General features: G+C 39.7%; 18 protein-coding genes. 6 read left to right on the forward strand and 12 right to left on the reverse strand.

The genetic code is table 11. The features are described 5' to 3' along the window. Window positions 1-1,367: 1,367 nt before the first annotated feature. Window positions 1,368-1,532, forward strand: a complete 165-nt coding sequence (locus VB654_RS16385; protein ID WP_323214838.1) for a CopG family transcriptional regulator — start codon at window positions 1,368-1,370, stop codon at window positions 1,530-1,532. 137 nt (window positions 1,533-1,669) lie between these two features. Here VB654_RS16385 and VB654_RS16390 read toward each other — a convergent pair whose 3' ends face one another. Next, the gene (locus VB654_RS16390; protein ID WP_323214839.1) at window positions 1,670-1,798 is read right to left on the reverse strand and encodes a hypothetical protein; all 129 of its coding nucleotides are present in this window, start codon (window positions 1,796-1,798) and stop codon (window positions 1,670-1,672) included. A gap of 277 nt (window positions 1,799-2,075) precedes the next feature. Between VB654_RS16390 and zds the strand changes: the two genes are divergently transcribed. Beyond that, entirely contained in the window at window positions 2,076-3,515 is a 1,440-nt protein-coding gene (zds, locus tag VB654_RS16395) for a 9,9'-di-cis-zeta-carotene desaturase (protein WP_323214841.1), read from the forward strand. A 40-nt stretch (window positions 3,516-3,555) separates the two neighbouring features. Beyond that, window positions 3,556-4,002 (forward strand): SRPBCC family protein, encoded by a 447-nt coding sequence (locus VB654_RS16400; RefSeq protein ID WP_323214842.1) that lies wholly within the window; start codon window positions 3,556-3,558, stop codon window positions 4,000-4,002. A gap of 32 nt (window positions 4,003-4,034) precedes the next feature. Here the strand turns inward: VB654_RS16400 and VB654_RS16405 are convergent, their stop codons facing one another. The 4 genes from VB654_RS16405 to VB654_RS16420 all read right to left on the reverse strand — a co-directional run bounded on the left by VB654_RS16405 (window position 4,035) and on the right by VB654_RS16420 (window position 6,633). After that, a complete protein-coding gene (locus VB654_RS16405) occupies window positions 4,035-4,253 on the reverse strand; it encodes a type II toxin-antitoxin system HicB family antitoxin (protein ID WP_323214843.1) in 219 nt (72 codons plus the stop codon). 107 nt (window positions 4,254-4,360) lie between these two features. Next, entirely contained in the window at window positions 4,361-4,603 is a 243-nt protein-coding gene (locus VB654_RS16410) for a 2Fe-2S iron-sulfur cluster binding domain-containing protein (RefSeq protein ID WP_323214845.1), read from the reverse strand. Between the two features lie 17 nt (window positions 4,604-4,620). Beyond that, complete coding sequence (cobQ, locus tag VB654_RS16415) at window positions 4,621-6,096, reverse strand: cobyric acid synthase CobQ (RefSeq protein WP_323214847.1); 1,476 nt, start codon at window positions 6,094-6,096, stop codon at window positions 4,621-4,623. 132 nt (window positions 6,097-6,228) lie between these two features. After that, a complete protein-coding gene (locus tag VB654_RS16420) occupies window positions 6,229-6,633 on the reverse strand; it encodes an Npun_F0494 family protein (protein ID WP_323214848.1) in 405 nt (134 codons plus the stop codon). A gap of 334 nt (window positions 6,634-6,967) precedes the next feature. On the opposite strand from VB654_RS16420, the gene VB654_RS16425 reads away from it, so the two are divergent. After that, on the forward strand, window positions 6,968-7,405 hold the full coding sequence (locus VB654_RS16425; protein WP_323214849.1) for a peroxiredoxin: 438 nt from the start codon (window positions 6,968-6,970) through the stop codon (window positions 7,403-7,405). Window positions 7,406-7,472: 67 nt separating this feature from the next. Here the strand turns inward: VB654_RS16425 and VB654_RS16430 are convergent, their stop codons facing one another. From VB654_RS16430 to VB654_RS16450, 5 genes are all read right to left on the reverse strand, one after another. Next, on the reverse strand, window positions 7,473-7,823 hold the full coding sequence (locus VB654_RS16430) for a hypothetical protein (RefSeq protein WP_323214850.1): 351 nt from the start codon (window positions 7,821-7,823) through the stop codon (window positions 7,473-7,475). Window positions 7,824-7,867: 44 nt separating this feature from the next. Then, the gene (locus VB654_RS16435; protein WP_323214851.1) at window positions 7,868-8,755 is read right to left on the reverse strand and encodes an ABC transporter permease; all 888 of its coding nucleotides are present in this window, start codon (window positions 8,753-8,755) and stop codon (window positions 7,868-7,870) included. A gap of 32 nt (window positions 8,756-8,787) precedes the next feature. Then, complete coding sequence (locus VB654_RS16440; RefSeq protein WP_323214852.1) at window positions 8,788-9,807, reverse strand: ABC transporter ATP-binding protein; 1,020 nt, start codon at window positions 9,805-9,807, stop codon at window positions 8,788-8,790. Window positions 9,808-9,963: 156 nt separating this feature from the next. Beyond that, window positions 9,964-10,977, reverse strand: coding sequence for a cytochrome d ubiquinol oxidase subunit II (cydB, locus tag VB654_RS16445; RefSeq protein WP_323214853.1), 1,014 nt, complete (start codon window positions 10,975-10,977; stop codon window positions 9,964-9,966). 117 nt (window positions 10,978-11,094) lie between these two features. Next, window positions 11,095-12,540, reverse strand: a complete 1,446-nt coding sequence (locus VB654_RS16450) for a cytochrome ubiquinol oxidase subunit I (RefSeq protein ID WP_323214854.1) — start codon at window positions 12,538-12,540, stop codon at window positions 11,095-11,097. A gap of 571 nt (window positions 12,541-13,111) precedes the next feature. Between VB654_RS16450 and VB654_RS16455 the strand changes: the two genes are divergently transcribed. Then, entirely contained in the window at window positions 13,112-13,330 is a 219-nt protein-coding gene (locus tag VB654_RS16455; RefSeq protein WP_323214855.1) for a helix-turn-helix transcriptional regulator, read from the forward strand. 12 nt (window positions 13,331-13,342) lie between these two features. Further along, window positions 13,343-14,155 carry a TdeIII family type II restriction endonuclease gene (locus VB654_RS16460; protein WP_323214856.1) on the forward strand — a complete coding sequence of 271 codons (813 nt, stop codon included), beginning with the start codon at window positions 13,343-13,345 and terminating at the stop codon, window positions 14,153-14,155. Window positions 14,156-14,158: 3 nt separating this feature from the next. On the opposite strand, the gene VB654_RS16465 is transcribed toward VB654_RS16460, so the two are convergent. After that, entirely contained in the window at window positions 14,159-15,526 is a 1,368-nt protein-coding gene (locus VB654_RS16465; RefSeq protein ID WP_323214857.1) for a DNA cytosine methyltransferase, read from the reverse strand. Between the two features lie 177 nt (window positions 15,527-15,703). Continuing rightward, the gene (ald, locus tag VB654_RS16470; protein ID WP_323214858.1) at window positions 15,704-16,795 is read right to left on the reverse strand and encodes an alanine dehydrogenase; all 1,092 of its coding nucleotides are present in this window, start codon (window positions 16,793-16,795) and stop codon (window positions 15,704-15,706) included. Window positions 16,796-17,033: the final 238 nt, after the last annotated feature.

A 17,033-nucleotide genomic window follows, 5' to 3' on the forward strand; every position in this document is an offset into this window, starting at 1 on the left:
AATGCACCAATCACCAAAGAGGTAGGGAGCAGGTTTGCTGTGAGGGTCATAGCTGCACTTACCGCCTAGCGTCCCTATCCCAAGGGAAATGGGAGCAGGAAACCGGGGGAAGTGTAAAGTTACTTTACACTTATTTCTCCTTTCACCCCTACCCCCTTTTCTCTTGTCTGACTAAGATTATACAGACAACACATTTCATCTGAGTTAAGTACATCAAGGCGTGCAGGACTTGGCGTGAGCTGAGTCAATAGTTTGTATGGCGTAGCCAGATACTGTACACCCCAAAAGATTGATAATATCAAGATATGTACTTGATTGGATGGCAAAGTCTCGTAAGTCAGTCAGTAGAAATATATACACATATGTTAATTCATGTCAAATGCTTGTAATTGATTTCCTAGTCAGGGTTTTACAGGTTCGCTAGTCTCTGATTGTAAAAAACCCGAAGCAAGTGTTAACTGACGACAAAACTGGAATCATTTAGGCTTTTATAATGGTTTGCGACTATTTTTAGATGCTATAGATCATGGCAAATCTTCAGACAATAGTTGAAAATTTGGGGGCGAATCATCTCCGCTACTTTATCGTAATTTCATAAAGTCCGTGTAATATCATCTATTTTGCTTGACATATTTAGCGAATCAATTTGTGTAAAAACCGTTGAATACTCCAGCAAAAATATTTACAGCTTAGTTTTTCTCAACTACACTTGCATAATTTTTCTACAGAATTAAGTAAAAATTTAGATATTTGAGCTATTTCTTCATGTTTTTTTTATAAAGTAGAAACCTGGAGTTAAATTACTATTTCATAAAGATTATTTAAAGTATAAAAATCATGGTTATAATAGCCGTACCAGACAAAAAAAGCAGATGACATTCCTTTAAACGGAAACTTATTAACAAAGAAGCTTTGTTTTATTTCAGGAGGATTATAGTCATAAATTTCCACTTGTTGTAGACACAAACTTTTAGGTAACTTATCAATTCACGTAATCATAAGTATGAAAGACAATGCTATGAGTAATTTAATGTAATGAAGAAGATGAATAGATGAGAATTTGAGTTAAAACAAGCTTTTATCCACAAGTAAAACGAAAAAAGATCAGCCAATTTATCAAAAATGTCAGGTTTTGATAAGCATCTTGATGGTGTAACTGTGTTTATCCAGAGAGAGTGTGCTATCTCTACTGCCACAATGATAATCCTATTTTTATATTGTATTGGGCAATGATCAATACATTTGATAAAGGTGATTTTTTTATCGCTTATGGCATTGCTTGTTTCTTGACACAAACTCTGATAATGTTATCGTCTTAATCTTGAATTAATTGTTCTTTTTGATGGTGTTAACATACAGCAGATAGCATGATAATGACTAATAAAAAATGGGCCGTAAAACGTATAACTGTCAATTTAGCAACACAGGAAGCAGAAAAACTAGAAAAATATTGTCAACAAACTGGTAGACCTGCAACAGATATCATTCGCGAACTGATTAGAGGACTATCTGTATCAGATGACAGCAAATAAACAAACAAGTAGGGATTTAGCTTTACTGCTTCGTAGATATCAATTTTATATGCCAACAAGTCTTGTTGTATTTCTTTAGTCAACATTCAATGACTAGAGTTTATATCTCAAGTAAAAACTCTTTGGTACAAGTCTATCTAATGAGTTGCCAAAATTCTCAGAAGTAATGAAGGTAAACCAATTACCAGAGGACATGGCGCTTTTGTAGTTTTGCCTCGATAGAGGACTCCTATTTGAATTTTGATAGCTGGCGTGGCGTAAGCCATACAAAACGACCTATTCCTTGATTCCTTCTTCCCTGTTCCCTGTTCCCTACTTCTACGAGTAAATACGGCTACGCCACGCCAGCTACAGAAACCAAACCGGATTTCTATATATAGCAAAGTGTTGTCAACCCCTGCGGGCGCGGCGTATCAACCCAATTGCTTCAAGGCTTTGAGCTATCAACACTGTCTGAACCGATATGACTGCGGCTATAAATAGCCAATTCCGACACCAACCCAGTTACAATCTGTAAAGAAACTGAAAAGGTAAGATGGAATCATGCGTGTTGCAATAGTGGGTGCGGGACTGGCTGGGCTAGCAACCGCAGTAGATTTGGCCGATGCTGGTTGTGAAGTCCAAATTTTTGAGTCCCGTCCATTTGTTGGTGGTAAAGTCAGCAGTTGGGTTGATGATGATGGCAACCATATTGAAATGGGGTTGCACGTATTTTTTGGGTGCTATTACCAGCTATTTGATTTAATGGAAAAAGTGGGGGCGTTGTCCAATTTACGCCTGAAAGAACATACCCACACCTTTATTAATCAAGGAGGACGCACTGGTACATTAGATTTTCGCTTCTTTACGGGTGCGCCTTTCAATGGATTAAAGGCATTTTTTACGACTTCTCAACTGTCATTACAAGATAAACTACAAAATGCGATCGCTTTGGGTACTAGCCCTATAGTCCGGGGGTTGGTAGACTTTAACGGAGCGATGAAAACTATCCGTACCTTAGATAAAGTTAGCTTTGCCCAATGGTTCCGCAGTCACGGCGGTAGTGAAGGTAGCATTAAACGAATGTGGAATCCCATTGCTTATGCTTTGGGATTTATTGATTGTGATAACATTTCCGCCCGTTGTATGTTGACAATCTTCCAGTTTTTTGCATCTAAAACGGAAGCCTCAATTATGCGGATGCTGGAAGGTTCCCCGAATGAGTATTTGCATCAGCCTATCCTCAAATATTTAGAAGCTAGAGGCGCTCAAGTCTATACTCGTCGCCAAGTCCGGGAAATTCAATTTACCGAATCAGGTGAACAAACTCACGTCACTGGCATAGCAGTTGCTGAAGGTGACACTACAGAAATTATTACGGCTGATGCTTACGTTTTTGCTTGCGATGTCCCAGGCATTCAGCGTATATTGCCCCAAGAATGGCGTAAGTGGTCAGAATTTGACAATATTTATAAGTTAGATGCCGTACCAGTGGCTACAGTACAGCTAAGATTTGATGGCTGGGTGACAGAACTGCAAGATGAAGAGCAACGCAAACAATTAAATCATGCTGCGGGAATAGATAATTTGCTCTATACTGCCGATGCTGATTTTTCTTGTTTTGCTGATTTGGCTTTGGCCAGCCCCAGTGATTATTATCACCCAGGAGAAGGGTCTTTATTACAGCTGGTACTCACACCGGGAGATCCTTTTATTAAACAAAGTAATGAGGCGATCGCGCAACACGTCCTCAAGCAAGTTCATGAACTGTTCCCCTCATCGCGAGAACTGAATATGACTTGGTATAGTGTTGTGAAACTGGCGAAATCTCTTTACCGAGAAGCGCCAGGAATGGACCCTTTCCGCCCTAACCAAAAAACGCCAGTGGATAATTTCTTTTTAGCAGGTAGCTATACTCAGCAAGATTACATCGACAGTATGGAAGGAGCAACTATATCTGGACGACGTGCGGCAAAAGTGATTTTAGAGAACGTCAAGAAATAACTCACCGCACTAAGCACACACCAAGCAAAGGAAGAAAAAAATGGCAGAGTGGTTAGAGCATAGTGTGCAGATTGAAGTAGAAGCTCCCATAGAATTAGTCTGGGGTCTGTGGTCAGATTTAGAGCAAATGCCCCGTTGGATGAAGTGGATTGATTCGGTGAAGATTTCGCCAGAGAATCCAGATATTTCTTTATGGACACTCAGCACTAATGGTCTGGAATTTAAATGGCAATCCCGGATGTTGAAAGTTGTCAAACAGCAAATTATTCAATGGGAATCTGTTGATGGGTTGCCGAATCAAGGAGCAATTCGCTTTTACGATCGCCACGGTAGTAGCATTGTTAAAATGACTATTTCCTATGCTATTCCGGGGCTGATTGGCAAGATTATGGATAATTTGTTTTTAGGTAGGGTAGTTGAGTCTACTATTCAAGCCGACTTAGAAAGATTCAAAGAATATGCTTTGAATGTCAAGTCTAATAGTTAAGACCTTGATCTAACTACCACGGCAATTTAAAACTATGCGGCGTTACATACTGTTGGTTCTGGTAGTGTATCGCCCGTAGCTTCATAAGCAATAATCAGAGATTCTAAGGCTTCAACGCCGTTGGCTACTGCTAATTGGTAAGTCTCCCCATGAGTTCGCCATTGTTGTCCGGGAAAATCCGGGAATCCTACCAAGAAGCAATTATCTGACTCTGACCATTGAATAATCATTTGGTATTTGAGATTACTCATTTTTTTATTTTCCCAATTTACCAGGATTTGTGTCTTAGTCTGGAAAAAATTAATTTTATAACCCATCAAGACACAAATAAGTTTTTCATCTATCCAAGTTTAAAAAATTACCAAGTTGGGTCACTATACAAATTAATTGTCATTTCTTCTTTGCGCCCTGGCGATACGGATGAAAGACAAGCGCGAATGACATCTCCATTTTCCAGTTCTACTGTGCAAGCGTGACAAGAACCCATAAGACAACCAGTGGGAATAAACACCCCAGCCCGTTCTGCTACATCTAACAGAGGTTCTCCCACTTCGGCATCAACAGTAATATTATCTGGCAAAAAGCGGACGCGAATACTCATGAAAAATTAGAATTTATTTAAGGTAAAAAGGGCGCTAAGTTTAAATGGGCTTCAATTTCTGTGGCTAGGGAGTCTAAAATCTGTTCTCGTTGTTCCCGATAATTAGCAACACCTGTGGGCAAAGATTTCAAGCCTCGTTGTTGACGCAAGCGATTTAACCAAGCACGTCGCCAAGGGCCATTGTCAAAAAGTCCGTGGAGATATGTACCCCAAATAGACTGACAGTTATCAACTAACCCTAAGTTAACATCATCAAATAAAGGTTGGAAAGTTGGATTATCTTCTTGCTGTTCTATGCGCGATCGCCCTTGGTGGATTTCAAAGCCATTCACTGGTAAACCCATCTGGGGATAATTGGAGCTAACTTGGCGCTGGCGGGCAATTTTCTGCCCTGTAATGACAGTTCTAATGGGTAAAAGATTTAACCCCTGAAATCTACCCGCTTGCCCTTCTACTCCTTCTGGATCTGCGATAATTTGCCCCAGCATTTGGTAGCCACCACAAATACCCAAGACCGTCCCACCAGAAGCTGCATAGTTTTGAATTGCTTCTGCCATACCACTTTTTTGCATCAATAGCAAGTCAGTAATTGTGGTCTTCGACCCTGGGATAATAACTGCATCAGGATGTCCTAATTCTTGCTTCATACTGAGGAATTTTACCGCTACACTTGGTTCAGATTCCAAGGGGTCAAAATCGGTAAAGTTGGCAATTCTCGGTAAGCGGATAACGGTGATATTGAGGTCAGCAGTGGATTTATATGAGTTACGTTCTAGCAAATCTAGAGAGTCTTCGGCGGGAAATACTTCTTGGAAATAAGGGATAACACCAACCACAGGGATACCAATCCGTTCTTCTAACCATTTTATCCCCGGTTCCAAGAGCGATCGCTGTCCCCGGAATTTGTTAATTACTATACCTTTAATTAAAGCCCGTTCCTCTGGTTCTAATAACTCTAGAGTGCCGACCACATGGGCAAAAGCACCACCACGGTCAATATCAACTACTAATATAGTTGGTGCATTTAAATATTTTGCTATCCGCATATTAGTTAAGTCACGGTGCTTGAGGTTAATCTCCGCCGGACTACCCGCGCCTTCACAGACTAGTAAATCAAATTCTGTGGATAAATGTTTTAGAGATTCTTGGATTGCCTGCCAACCAATATCAAAGTATTGTTCATAATAATCGGAAGCTTTAACTCTACCGACTGGTCTACCTTTGATAATGACTTGGGATGTCATATCTCCTTGGGGTTTGAGTAAAATTGGGTTCATTTCTACCCAAGGAACTACACCAGCCGCCCAAGCTTGTACTGCTTGAGCATAACCAATTTCTCCTCCATTAGCTGTAACATAAGCATTCAAGGCCATATTTTGGCCTTTAAAGGGAGCCACTCGCCAACCACGACGCGATAGAATGCGACAAATAGCTGTACTTATCAGTGATTTCCCTGCGTGGGATGTTGTTCCCACTACCATAATTGCTTTCATAATTCGTAATTCGTAATTCGTAATTCGTAATTCGTAATTTGTAATATTTCCTATGGCTACGCCACGCTGCGCTATCGGAAACCCTACGCAGTAAGCGCAGCTATGCCCGTCAAGGCTTTACGTAATTCGTAATTAAAAAGGTAGTCTAAACCAGTAAATTACCGAATTATATAGGCGATCGCTCCAAGAAGGATTGGGCAAAGTTTTGCCCTGGAATTGTTCGAGCAACTGATGACCCAGAGGAGTTAGGCGAAAAGCATCAGTAATTCCTTGACCATCGACTTCTCGCCGCAAAACACCGACTTGAATCAACCAGCCCAAAGCATTATCGCACACCAATTCTGATAAAGGGCGTTTGGTATAGCCATGCTTGACACCTTTTTCCATAGCGATCGCACCTAATGCTACACTCTGCTGACGCATTGTTTCAAACAGAATCAGATTGAAGGGAGAACAGATAAGCGATCGCTTTGCCCTTTCTTCTGTTTTACGAGTATAAAAAAACGTGTTCGGGTTTTGAGAATTAATATTTGTCATTGGTCATTGTTCATTGGTCATTGTTCATTAGTCATTGGTCATTGGGAAGTTACCGTCTTCTCCCCTGCACCCTGCACCCTGCGCCCCTGCCTCTTCCCTGGTCATTGGTCATTGGGAATTTACCGTCTTCTCCCCTGCACCCTGCACCCTGTCCCCCTGCCTCTTCCCTGGTCATTGGTCATTGGGAAGTTACCGTCTTCTCCCCTGCACCCTGCACCCTGCCCCCCTGCCTCTTATCTCAGTCCTAAGTAATACTTTTTCTAGTAAATCATTTAAATATTGTAAATTATTGTAAAATTTCAAAGTTATCAATTTAAAACAGGAAAGGTTCATTATGCCTCTAGCAGTTGGTACAGATGCACCTGCATTTACCGTCAAAGATACTAACGGCAAAACCGTTTCATTATCTGATTTTGCTGGAAAGACAGTTGTTTTGTATTTTTATCCCAAAGATGATACTCCTGGCTGCACCAAACAAGCTTGTAGCTTTCGGGATGCTCAACCTCAATATTTAGGTAAAGATGTAGTAGTGCTGGGAGTTAGCGCTGATGATGAAGCCTCTCATCAAGCGTTCACTCAAAAATATAATCTCAATTTTCCTCTGTTGGCTGACACCAATCAAAGTTTAATCAAGGCTTATGATGTCGATGGCGGTGGTTATGCCAAGCGTGTTACTTACGTAATTGACCCTAGTGGCAAAATCGTTCATGTTGACGCTAGTGTAAATACCACTACTCATGCTAGTGACGTTTTAGCTGCACTTGGTCTGTAGTTTTTAGATTTTGAATTGACCTCAACTCCGCCATTTAGGTTTCGGAGTTGAGGTTTTGAGATGAAATTTACGGCATTTGAGTTTCTTCCGGTTTTTCAGATGAATCTTTGTTTTGCTGTTGCTGTTGTTCAAAAGCTCTTTGTTGCCTAGCTCGAAAATCTGCGGCTGTTGAGTCTAAATTTTCTCTTTGCTGACTAGCATTCCAGTTAATAGTCCCCATATTTGCCCGGTGAATGATATCAAACATATTGAAATCACCCGAATTAGGGGCAGCAAAGGGATCGCTATTCTGGTTTGTACCACGATCCACGGAGTTGAATTGAGCCAAACTGGGTTGAGCGATAAATAAGGAAGCAAAGCCAATTCCGGCCGCAGTTAAAACTGACAGTTTAGTAACTGATAAAAATGGTTTTTTCATGAAGTTCTGACCCTTAAATTGCTTTAACGAATCCAGTTGTAATTTTACGCTAGAGTCCGTCGCAGTCTGGGTTGAATGCTCACTAAAGCGACAAAGGCAAAGCCAAACAACACCAGCAACGCTCCACCAAAGGTAACATTACCCCAAGGCGCTGTCATCACTACACTATCTAATCCCCAATTGCTATGAAGATAAAGATAGCGAATGGGTTCAATGGCAAAGCTGAGAGGATTTAGGGTAGCTACAACTTGCAACCACTGAGGCATAAAGGATAAAGGAGCCAAGGCGGTACTTGCAAACAGAAGTGGCAAGTTAGTTACAAATATTACTGCAATTAATTCAATATGTCCAGGTAAGGCAAAAGCCAATCCGAGGGAAATGGCAGTTACCCCTAATGCTAGGAGGAAAACAATTAAGGCGATCGCACCTAAACCGACTGCATCCGGTAGCCCTGCACCTAAAAAGGCTGCTGCTGCCACAATTACAGCTGCTTGCAATAAACTTTGGCTAATAATAAAGATGGCGGAAGCGAAGACAATAGAAAACCGCGATGCTAAAGGTGCTACCAGCAAACGATTTAAAAAGCCGAATTCCCGATCAAACATTATGGGTAAACCAGCATTCAAAGCCCCGGCAAAGGCTGTAAAAACAATTACGCCAGCAGCTAAAAATTGACCGTAGTTTCCATCTGTTCCAAACAAACCTTTGGGAGCATTTTGGAATAAAGCCCCAAATAGCACCAACCACATTACAGGCTGAATAATTCCAGCAACTAAGCTTGAGGGACGGCGTTGTAGTTGAATAAACAAGCGACGAGTTAAAGCTAAAGTCTCTTGCACTAGTTCACCCAAAAAACTGGGTGCAGCATTTACATCTAGTTCTGGTGATGCTAATTGCTGCCAATTCATTTCACTTTTAGGACTAACACTCATAATCAGTTATCAGTTATCGGGTTTTGAAGCGTTTATCTCATGTTTTGCTTTTTCTCGACTTTGGGATCGCGGGTGCTGACTGCTGCAAGTTCCGCATCCAGTAAGGTGCGTCCGGTGGCGGCGAGGTAAACGTCATCGAGACTGGGGCGAGATTGGGCAATGCCAAAGGTGGGCAAGCCGACGGTGTTTAAGGATTGCTGAATGGTAATTAGGGCATCACTTTGGGGTGTCACCACTAAGTTGAGGGAATTACCTTGAGCGTTATTGATAATAACTTCTTGCACGAAGGATAAATCTTGCAGGAGGTGTTTGGCTTTTTCGGCTTCTTCAATGGGGGAAAATTCGCGGATTCGCAAAGTGATGCGATCGCCCCCAACTTTGTCTTTTAATTGTGAAGGTGTGCCAGATGCAATCACTACACCACGGTCAATAATTGCCACACGATCCGCTAAGGCATCAATTTCTTCTAAATAATGGCTGGTAATTAGTACTGTTGTGCCAGAGGCGCGTAGCTGCCGCAAGAAATCCCATACCACAAAACGGCTATCTATGTCAAGACCAACTGTTGGCTCATCCAACACTAAAACATCTGGTGCGTGGAGTAAACCAGCCGCCAAGTCTAGACGCTTGCGTAAACCGCCTGAGTAGGTTCCGGTTTTTTTGTTCGCGTATTCCTGTAAACCGAGCAAATTCAATACCATATCAATACGCTGTTTGGCTACTGCGCGGGGGATATGGTATAGAGCAGCTTGCAGTTGCAGTAATTCTTTACCAGTCAGTACCTTATCTAATGCAACTTCTTGAGCCACATAGCCCAGCTTTTGGCGGGCGATTCTGGGGTTATCTATAACGGAAATACCAGATACTTCGATTTTGCCAGCATCTGGTGTAATGAGAGTACATAAAGCGCGTAGAGTGGTAGTTTTCCCAGCCCCGTTAGGGCCGAGTAAACCAAAGATTTCTCCTGGTTCCACCTGAAAGGATACATCTTTGACCGCAACTACTGCGCCGTAGCTCTTTTGCAGATTTTCAATTAAAACGGCGGGAGCCATGACAGCTTAACCCCTAACTATACAAATCTCAACATTTCTATTTCTATTGTAGTTGAGTAGTGTGAAGTCCGGCGATCTCTTGGCTACCTTCCTTGATTTTATTCCCCTCCTTGCTGACATCGAACCGTATTGGGGGAGGGGTTCCGCAAAACTTATTTACTCACCGTACTGCTCACTAGTCACCTTACCTCTAAACACAATGTACTGGTAAAGGTTGTAAAACAACATCACTGGAATCAGAAAGCCGATAAAAATAATCATGATTACCAGCGAACTCGGATCAGCCGCAGCCTCATAAATGGTGATTTGATTAGGAATAATATAAGGGAAAACAATTAATCCTAAGCCCAGAAAAGTCAACACAAATAAAAGAATAGTCCACACAAAAGGCGCTCTTTCTTCACCCAAATTGAGACTTTTCAGAAGTTGCCAAATTAGCAAAACTCCCAAAATAGGAATGACAGCAAAGATATAAACTAGCGGTTGTTGAAACAAGCGGGATCTAGCGCTTTCATAAATGATTGGTGTTGTAATGGTGATGAAAATAGCACCTATTAAAGTTGTCCAAGCAGCAATTTTGGCAGTTTTAAAATGAGTAGCTTGTAACTCTCCTGTAGTTTTCCAGACAAGATAGGTGGAACCAATCAACACGTATGCTTGAATCAAAGTTAAAGCCACCAAAATAGAAGGAATACTCAGCCAATCCCAAGTTGTACCAATAAAGTGTCCGGCTTTATCAACGTTAATTCCCTTGAGTACCGCCCCCAAAGCGAAACCTTGACCAAGTGCGGCGGTAAAACTCCCAGCCCCAAAAGCGAAATTCCAGAAAATTTTACGGTTGGATAACTCCCGAAACTCAAAAGCCACACCCCGAAAAATAAATCCAAACACCATTGTGAGAATTGGGATATATAAGGCAGTTAAAATTGTGCCATAAGCTAAAGGAAATGCACCAAAAAGCCCGCCTCCCATGAGAACAAGCCAGGTTTCATTCGCATCCCAAATATTACTCAAACTGGTCATTAAAATCCCCCGTCTTTCCTCATCGGAGGAAGTGAGAGATAATATCCCCACCCCTAAATCAAATCCGTCTAGCATCACGTAGAGGAAGAGGAAGAGAGCCAAAATTACAAACCATACTTGGGGAAGAAAATATTCAAGTGTCTCCATACAATTCCCTATTGAGATGTTTTGCCAAAATACTGTATTGAGTAGAGATTCCCCAGTAGGGGCGGGTTTACAGATATCATTCAAGATGAATAACAAGATGACTAAACCCGCTCGTTTTTATTGTTGTGCTTCTACAGGACGTTCATCGGGTATAAACTCTCCAGGGGTGGTTTCCACTGCGGGTTTAGTAATTTCTATTCCTGGGATTGGTAAGTCAAGATTTGGCCCTCTACGAATAATGCGACTACCGAAGTATATGGCTGCAATAAACAGCAAACTATAGATTGTGACAAAGCTAGTTAATGAAGCTAAAACGTTACTAGCAGGTACATTAGAAGCAGCATCAACTGTGCGGATCTGTCCGTAAAGTGTCCAGGGTTGTCTACCCACACAGCGCACAATCCAGCCGGAATCTACGGCGATGTATCCTAGAGGTGCTGCAAATATCCAAGCCCGCATCAGCCAACGTTGCTGAGTAATATTTTCGGCTGAGAGTTTACCACGCAACCATTGCAAAGTACTTAACAGCATTAACCCGGCTAAGAAAAAACCAATGGCGATCATAGTGCGGAAGGCGTAGTAAATTAAACCCACCATGTGGGGACGATCTTCTGGTTTCCACTCTTTTAAACCGCGTAAAGGTTCCGAAAGATTTTGTTTAAATTCCAGAATGTACCCCAGCGCATTGGGAACAGTAATTTCCCAGTCATTTTTTTGGGCTTTTTCATTGGGTATAGCCAGCAAACTCCAATCAGCAGGTTGTCCAGCTGGGGAAGATTCCCATTGGGCTTCCATTGCTGCAAGTTTGGTGGGTTGATAGTGATAGACTTGTTCGCCGCTTAAGTGACCGATGTATATTTGTAATGGTGCGACTGCGATCGCAGCTGCTAAAGCAATCTTTAAAGACCGAGTAAAAAAAGCTTGGTGGCGTTGCTTCAAAATATACCAAGCACTAATTCCACCAATCACAAATAAAGAAGTTTCCAGTGTTGCAAAAAACATATGCAGCACACTATTAACCATGAAGGGATTTAAAATTGCCTGAAAGTAATCACTAACAACAAATTTACCATCAATCATTTCCCCACCCGCAGGGGTTTGCATCCAGGAATTTGCTGTCAAAATCCAGAGAGTTGATAAATTCGCGCCTACAGCTACCAAGATTGTTGAAAGATAATGAATGGCGGGATTAACACGTTCCCAGCCGAATAACATAATACCTAAAAATGCTGCTTCCAGCATAAATGCCCAAGAAGCCTCAAAACCGATAACGCTACCAAAAAAGTTACCTACAGCTTCCGAGAATGGCCCCCAATTCGTCCCAAATTGAAATTCCATTGGGATACCTGTTGCTACACCAATCCCAAAATTGAGGACGTAAAGCTTTGACCAAAAACGAGCATGAAGGTAGTAGTCAGGGTTACGAGTTTTTAGCCATACTCCTTCAACGATGACCAGATAAATGCCCATCCCGGTAGTGAGGACAGGCCACACCATGTGAAATAGTGCAGTGAATGCGAATTGCATCCGTGATAAAACCACAGAATCGGATAAAAATTCCACGAATTTTCTTCCTTAATTAGCCACACTATTTAGGATACACGTTTTAAATATGGCGTAAATATACCAAAAGGCAGCATTTAGAGTAGGTTTGTTGCAAATTGTGTCAATAAGACTTTTCTGGACTTCCATCTGCAATCAATGTGTAAGATTGAAAAATATATAGGACTCCTATTTGAATTTTGAACAAAACTCCGTATTCCTTGATTCCTTCTTCCCTGTTCCCTGTTCCCTGTTCCCTGTTCCCTACCTCTACGAGTAAATTCATAAACCAAACCGGATTCCTATAGTATTTTATACTCGATAAATTACAAATTTATTTTTAGGTTTATGAATTAACCACTGCTGCGCTTTCTCATTACTAAAAATTATAAAAATCTATCTTTAGATAAGGATGGCAATTAGGTGATTTATACCGTGTTGGCGATCCCAGTATTGGATTATAAAAGCGTAATAAGTACAAATTATAATTTACAAAACTTAAATATGTTATCTATAAGCTACAAAATGTTAGGTATATTCTGTAGATTTATAGTTTTCATTAATTTATGATTTCTTGGAGTAAATCAAAGGTGTGGATATAAAATGGCATTTTGGTCGCTCTGTGAGAAAGCGAAGAAGAGAACTAAATTTGTCTCAAGAAGAATTGGCTGAAAAAGCAGAACTTCATCGTACTTACATTTCAAATATTGAATTAGGAAAATGTAATGTTTCCTTGGTCAATATAGAAAAATTAGCTAAATCTCTAAATATATCTATATCTGATTTATTTGCTAATTATGATATACATTGAAAACCTTGAAACATGGATGAACTTATTAAGCAAAAACTCAAGGAAAATCTGAAAAAATCAATTAGGGCTTTCTTTAAAAATAAAACAGTAAAAAACTACCAGGTATTAGATGATATTTTTCCTGTAGAAAGACGAGTACGCTCTTTGATTGGTGGTTTAGAAACCAGTTTAGGAACAACTTGTTGGGAACCTATAGCTAAAACTTTAGCTGAATTAAATGGTTTTAGAATTATAACTAAAAAAATATTACGTCCTGAACCATTTCCCCACCAATTACAGAAAGAATTCAATAAATTAGTTTCTGAACGTGAAAATAAGCCGAGTAATCAGAGAGTTTCTACAGAAGAATGTATAAAGAGACTGAAAGAAGCTGCTTTAAAAACTAATCCTCAAGATATAATCCAATATACATCTCCTCCATCAGGAACTGGAGTTGATATTCATTTTTATAAAGCTGGAATTGAATATGTTTTTGATATAAAAACTACACAACCGAATCAAGGTAACTTCAAAGGATTTAATAGGCAACTTCTAGAGTGGTATACCTACAGGTTTGCTGAAAATCCTGATGCAAACTTAGAAGCTCGTATTGCTATTCCTTTTAATCCTTTTACTAAAGATTGGTACGAACAACAACAAAGTATGTTAACTAATTCTCCTTTGGATAGGAACAAAGATATATGGGTTGAAAATGAGTTTTGGGATTTCTGTTCCGGAAAAATAAATACATTTGAGCAACTTAAATCACTTTTTACTGAACTAGGTCAAGAAAATTTTGCCGCAGAATTTCATGATATTTTTTATGAAAATAAATCTTCTAACTGAAAACTAAATTTCCAATATTTTAAGTAATTCTTTAGTTACATACTCAACGACAGGTACAGGAACAGCATTACCAAAGTGCTTTCTTGCAGTATCATCTTTTTCATGATATTCAAAGTTTGTGGGAAATCCTTGTAATTTACAAGCGTGTTTTGCAGTAATGGGGATGTATTTTTTCTTTTTATATATTTTTTCCAAGAACAGACTTTTATACTGTTCAGGATGATTAGCATAAATAGATACTGTTGCTATATAGTCTTTAGCACCAGTGGCTGTTAAAGTTGGAACAATATCAGCCGTAGGTAAAATAATTCGATAAATATCATTAATACCGGTCATATTTTTAGAGTTAACGAATTCATACTTGTTATCAGCAGTTAAACGAAATATTGATTTTTCAACCAATTCATTTAATTCACTAACCTGTATATCAGATATTATTTCTTGAAAATTGCTCACAGACAAAGGATTTCCATCTTTCTCACCATATTTTTTACTTCTTCTATGTTTTAGAAGAGTTAAACAAATCATTTTCTCTCTGTCACTTGTAGGGATAATATCCCAAGAATGAACGGTTGTATGTCCATTTCTTAAATCTGAGAATATAAAAAAGTCATTTAATTCATCATCTTTTTGAAATCTAGTTCTTGATGGTGGAATCATGCCTTTAAATAAGGTATGTGAATCTAATTTGACTTTTTCCACGAATTTGATATTTTTCAGGTCGTCTAAAACGTCTAAAACCTTGGGGTGAATATTTAAAGGCTGGGGAAATTTATATTCTTGATATTTTTCTAGATCATTTCTAATTCCAACAATAAAAACTCTATCTCTATTTTGAGGTAAACCAAAATCATAAGCGCTTAAGGTTTTCCATTTAACGCAGTATCCTACATTCTGCAATTCTTGCAAAATAAGTTCTAAATTATCTCTATTTTTAGGACTTGCTAATCCACTGACATTTTCAAATATAAAGCCTTTAGGTTGGCTTTTTTTGACTAATCGAATTACGTCAAACCATAATTTACCTCTGGGATCTTCAAATCCTCTTAAACAACCTGCAACTGACCAGGGTTGACAGGGAACGCCACCAACTACTAAGTCAATATTAGGCGGAAGTTCATTTATTTTGGTAATATCGCCTAACTCAACTTCATCTCTATTTAAGTAGCTGATAAAATTTCGCTGATAGACTTTTATCGCCTGTTTATCAACTTCAGAATATCCTAAGCATTGACCACCTAATTTTTCTAAAGCGATTCTAAATCCACCAATACCAGCAAATAAATCTATGAAAGTAAATTTATTTTGATAGGTTACTAATTGTAGAGGTAGTTCTATTTGTTTTGGTATTTGAGAACAGACAGGTTTCATTTTTGTTAGTCGATGCTACTAACTAGCTATCAAGATAAAAATAATTTTTCCTGCAATCAATTATATCTTAAATTTCTATAAATTCTGGTTAATTAACTAGAAAAAATTGAGCCTGCATAAGCAAGCAGGCTTTGTTTATGTGTTTTTAGATTTCAGTCTGAAGGAATCACGAAATTATTAATTGACTAAATCTGGAAAAACCTCTTGTACAGCCGGATGTACTAAGCGATGATTTTGGACATTCAAGCCTTTAGCTAATGTTGGGTTAACATCTAATGCTTTGATGCCTAGATTTGCTAACTGCACAACATAAGGTAATGTACTGTTATTTAGTGCTTGTGTTGCTGTCCAAGGTACTGCACCTGGCATATTAGGAACACCATAATGTACTACACCTTCTTCAACATATACAGGATTAGTATGTGATGTTACGTGTAGTGTTTCCACACAACCGCCTTGGTCAACTGCAACATCTACAATAACTGAGCCGGGGTGCATTTGTTTGACCAATTCACGGGATACTAATATTGGCGCTCTCCGTCCTGGAATTAAAACTGCACCAATAAGTAAATCAGCTTGTTTAATAGCTGCTTCGATGTGAGCAGAGTTACTGTAAAGCAATTCGACTCTCGAACCAAATAAGGTTTCTAAGTAAGATAAACGCTCGACATTTACATCTAATATTTGTACAGTCGCACCCATACCTACAGCAATTTTAGCGGCTTCTGTACCGACAACGCCGCCGCCTAAAATGACGATTTTTCCGGCTTTGACTCCAGGTACACCACCTAAGAGAACTCCTCTACCACCTTGCTGGCGTTCTAGAAATCTGGCTCCAAATTGTACTGATAGCCTACCTGCAATAATGCTCATGGGACTTAGCAGTGGTAGCTTGTTAACACCGGGTTGTTCTACGGTTTCGTAGGCGATCGCACAAGTGCCACAATCAATTAAATGCTCGGTCAATTTGCGATCAGCTGCTAAATGCAGATAAGTAAATAATACTTGTCCTTTTTGTAAAAACTTATACTCACTAGTTAGAGGCTCTTTGACTTTGACAACTAACTCCCGATTCCAAGCAGCTTCCGGTGTAGCAACAATTTCAGCCCCAGCGTTTTTATATTCATCATCTGTAAATCCCGCACCACTACCTGCTTGAGTTTCAACAAAAATGGCATGACCATTTTCCCGCAGCACTCGCACACTAGAAGGACTTAACCCTACCCGAAACTCCTGATCTTTAGACTCGTTAGGAACGCCAATTTCCATGTTCCGCCTCTAATGATTTTTTATTTAACTTTAGCCTGCCAGTATCCGGCTTGCACTTCCGTATTAGGGATAACTAACTACTAACCTAGTTTTCTCAATCCCACTCACAAGCTATAAAACTCCTACCCTTGACTATTGCTCCCGGATTTCTACAATATATGAAAAATAATTACAAATTGTTAAAATACTAATTTAGTAGGGTTTTTTTGGAACGCTGTAGCCGATTCTTCTAGCTTAA

The organism is Nodularia sp. UHCC 0506 (assembly GCF_034931045.1).
GTDB lineage: Bacteria > Cyanobacteriota > Cyanobacteriia > Cyanobacteriales > Nostocaceae > Nodularia.

Excerpts from the sequence above, each read along its gene's own strand:
- VB654_RS16385 (WP_323214838.1), top strand. The coding sequence starts at position 1,368 with ATGATAATGACTAATAAAAAATGGGCCGTAAAACGTATAACTGTCAAT.
- VB654_RS16390 (WP_323214839.1), bottom strand. The coding sequence starts at position 1,798 with ATGGCTTACGCCACGCCAGCTATCAAAATTCAAATAGGAGTCCTCTAT.
- zds (WP_323214841.1), top strand. The coding sequence starts at position 2,076 with ATGCGTGTTGCAATAGTGGGTGCGGGACTGGCTGGGCTAGCAACCGCA.
- VB654_RS16400 (WP_323214842.1), top strand. The coding sequence starts at position 3,556 with ATGGCAGAGTGGTTAGAGCATAGTGTGCAGATTGAAGTAGAAGCTCCC.
- VB654_RS16405 (WP_323214843.1), bottom strand. The coding sequence starts at position 4,253 with ATGAGTAATCTCAAATACCAAATGATTATTCAATGGTCAGAGTCAGAT.
- VB654_RS16410 (WP_323214845.1), bottom strand. The coding sequence starts at position 4,603 with ATGAGTATTCGCGTCCGCTTTTTGCCAGATAATATTACTGTTGATGCC.
- cobQ (WP_323214847.1), bottom strand. The coding sequence starts at position 6,096 with ATGAAAGCAATTATGGTAGTGGGAACAACATCCCACGCAGGGAAATCA.
- VB654_RS16420 (WP_323214848.1), bottom strand. The coding sequence starts at position 6,633 with ATGACAAATATTAATTCTCAAAACCCGAACACGTTTTTTTATACTCGT.
- VB654_RS16425 (WP_323214849.1), top strand. The coding sequence starts at position 6,968 with ATGCCTCTAGCAGTTGGTACAGATGCACCTGCATTTACCGTCAAAGAT.
- VB654_RS16430 (WP_323214850.1), bottom strand. The coding sequence starts at position 7,823 with ATGAAAAAACCATTTTTATCAGTTACTAAACTGTCAGTTTTAACTGCG.
- VB654_RS16435 (WP_323214851.1), bottom strand. The coding sequence starts at position 8,755 with ATGAGTGTTAGTCCTAAAAGTGAAATGAATTGGCAGCAATTAGCATCA.
- VB654_RS16440 (WP_323214852.1), bottom strand. The coding sequence starts at position 9,807 with ATGGCTCCCGCCGTTTTAATTGAAAATCTGCAAAAGAGCTACGGCGCA.
- cydB (WP_323214853.1), bottom strand. The coding sequence starts at position 10,977 with ATGGAGACACTTGAATATTTTCTTCCCCAAGTATGGTTTGTAATTTTG.
- VB654_RS16460 (WP_323214856.1), top strand. The coding sequence starts at position 13,343 with ATGGATGAACTTATTAAGCAAAAACTCAAGGAAAATCTGAAAAAATCA.
- VB654_RS16465 (WP_323214857.1), bottom strand. The coding sequence starts at position 15,526 with ATGAAACCTGTCTGTTCTCAAATACCAAAACAAATAGAACTACCTCTA.
- ald (WP_323214858.1), bottom strand. The coding sequence starts at position 16,795 with ATGGAAATTGGCGTTCCTAACGAGTCTAAAGATCAGGAGTTTCGGGTA.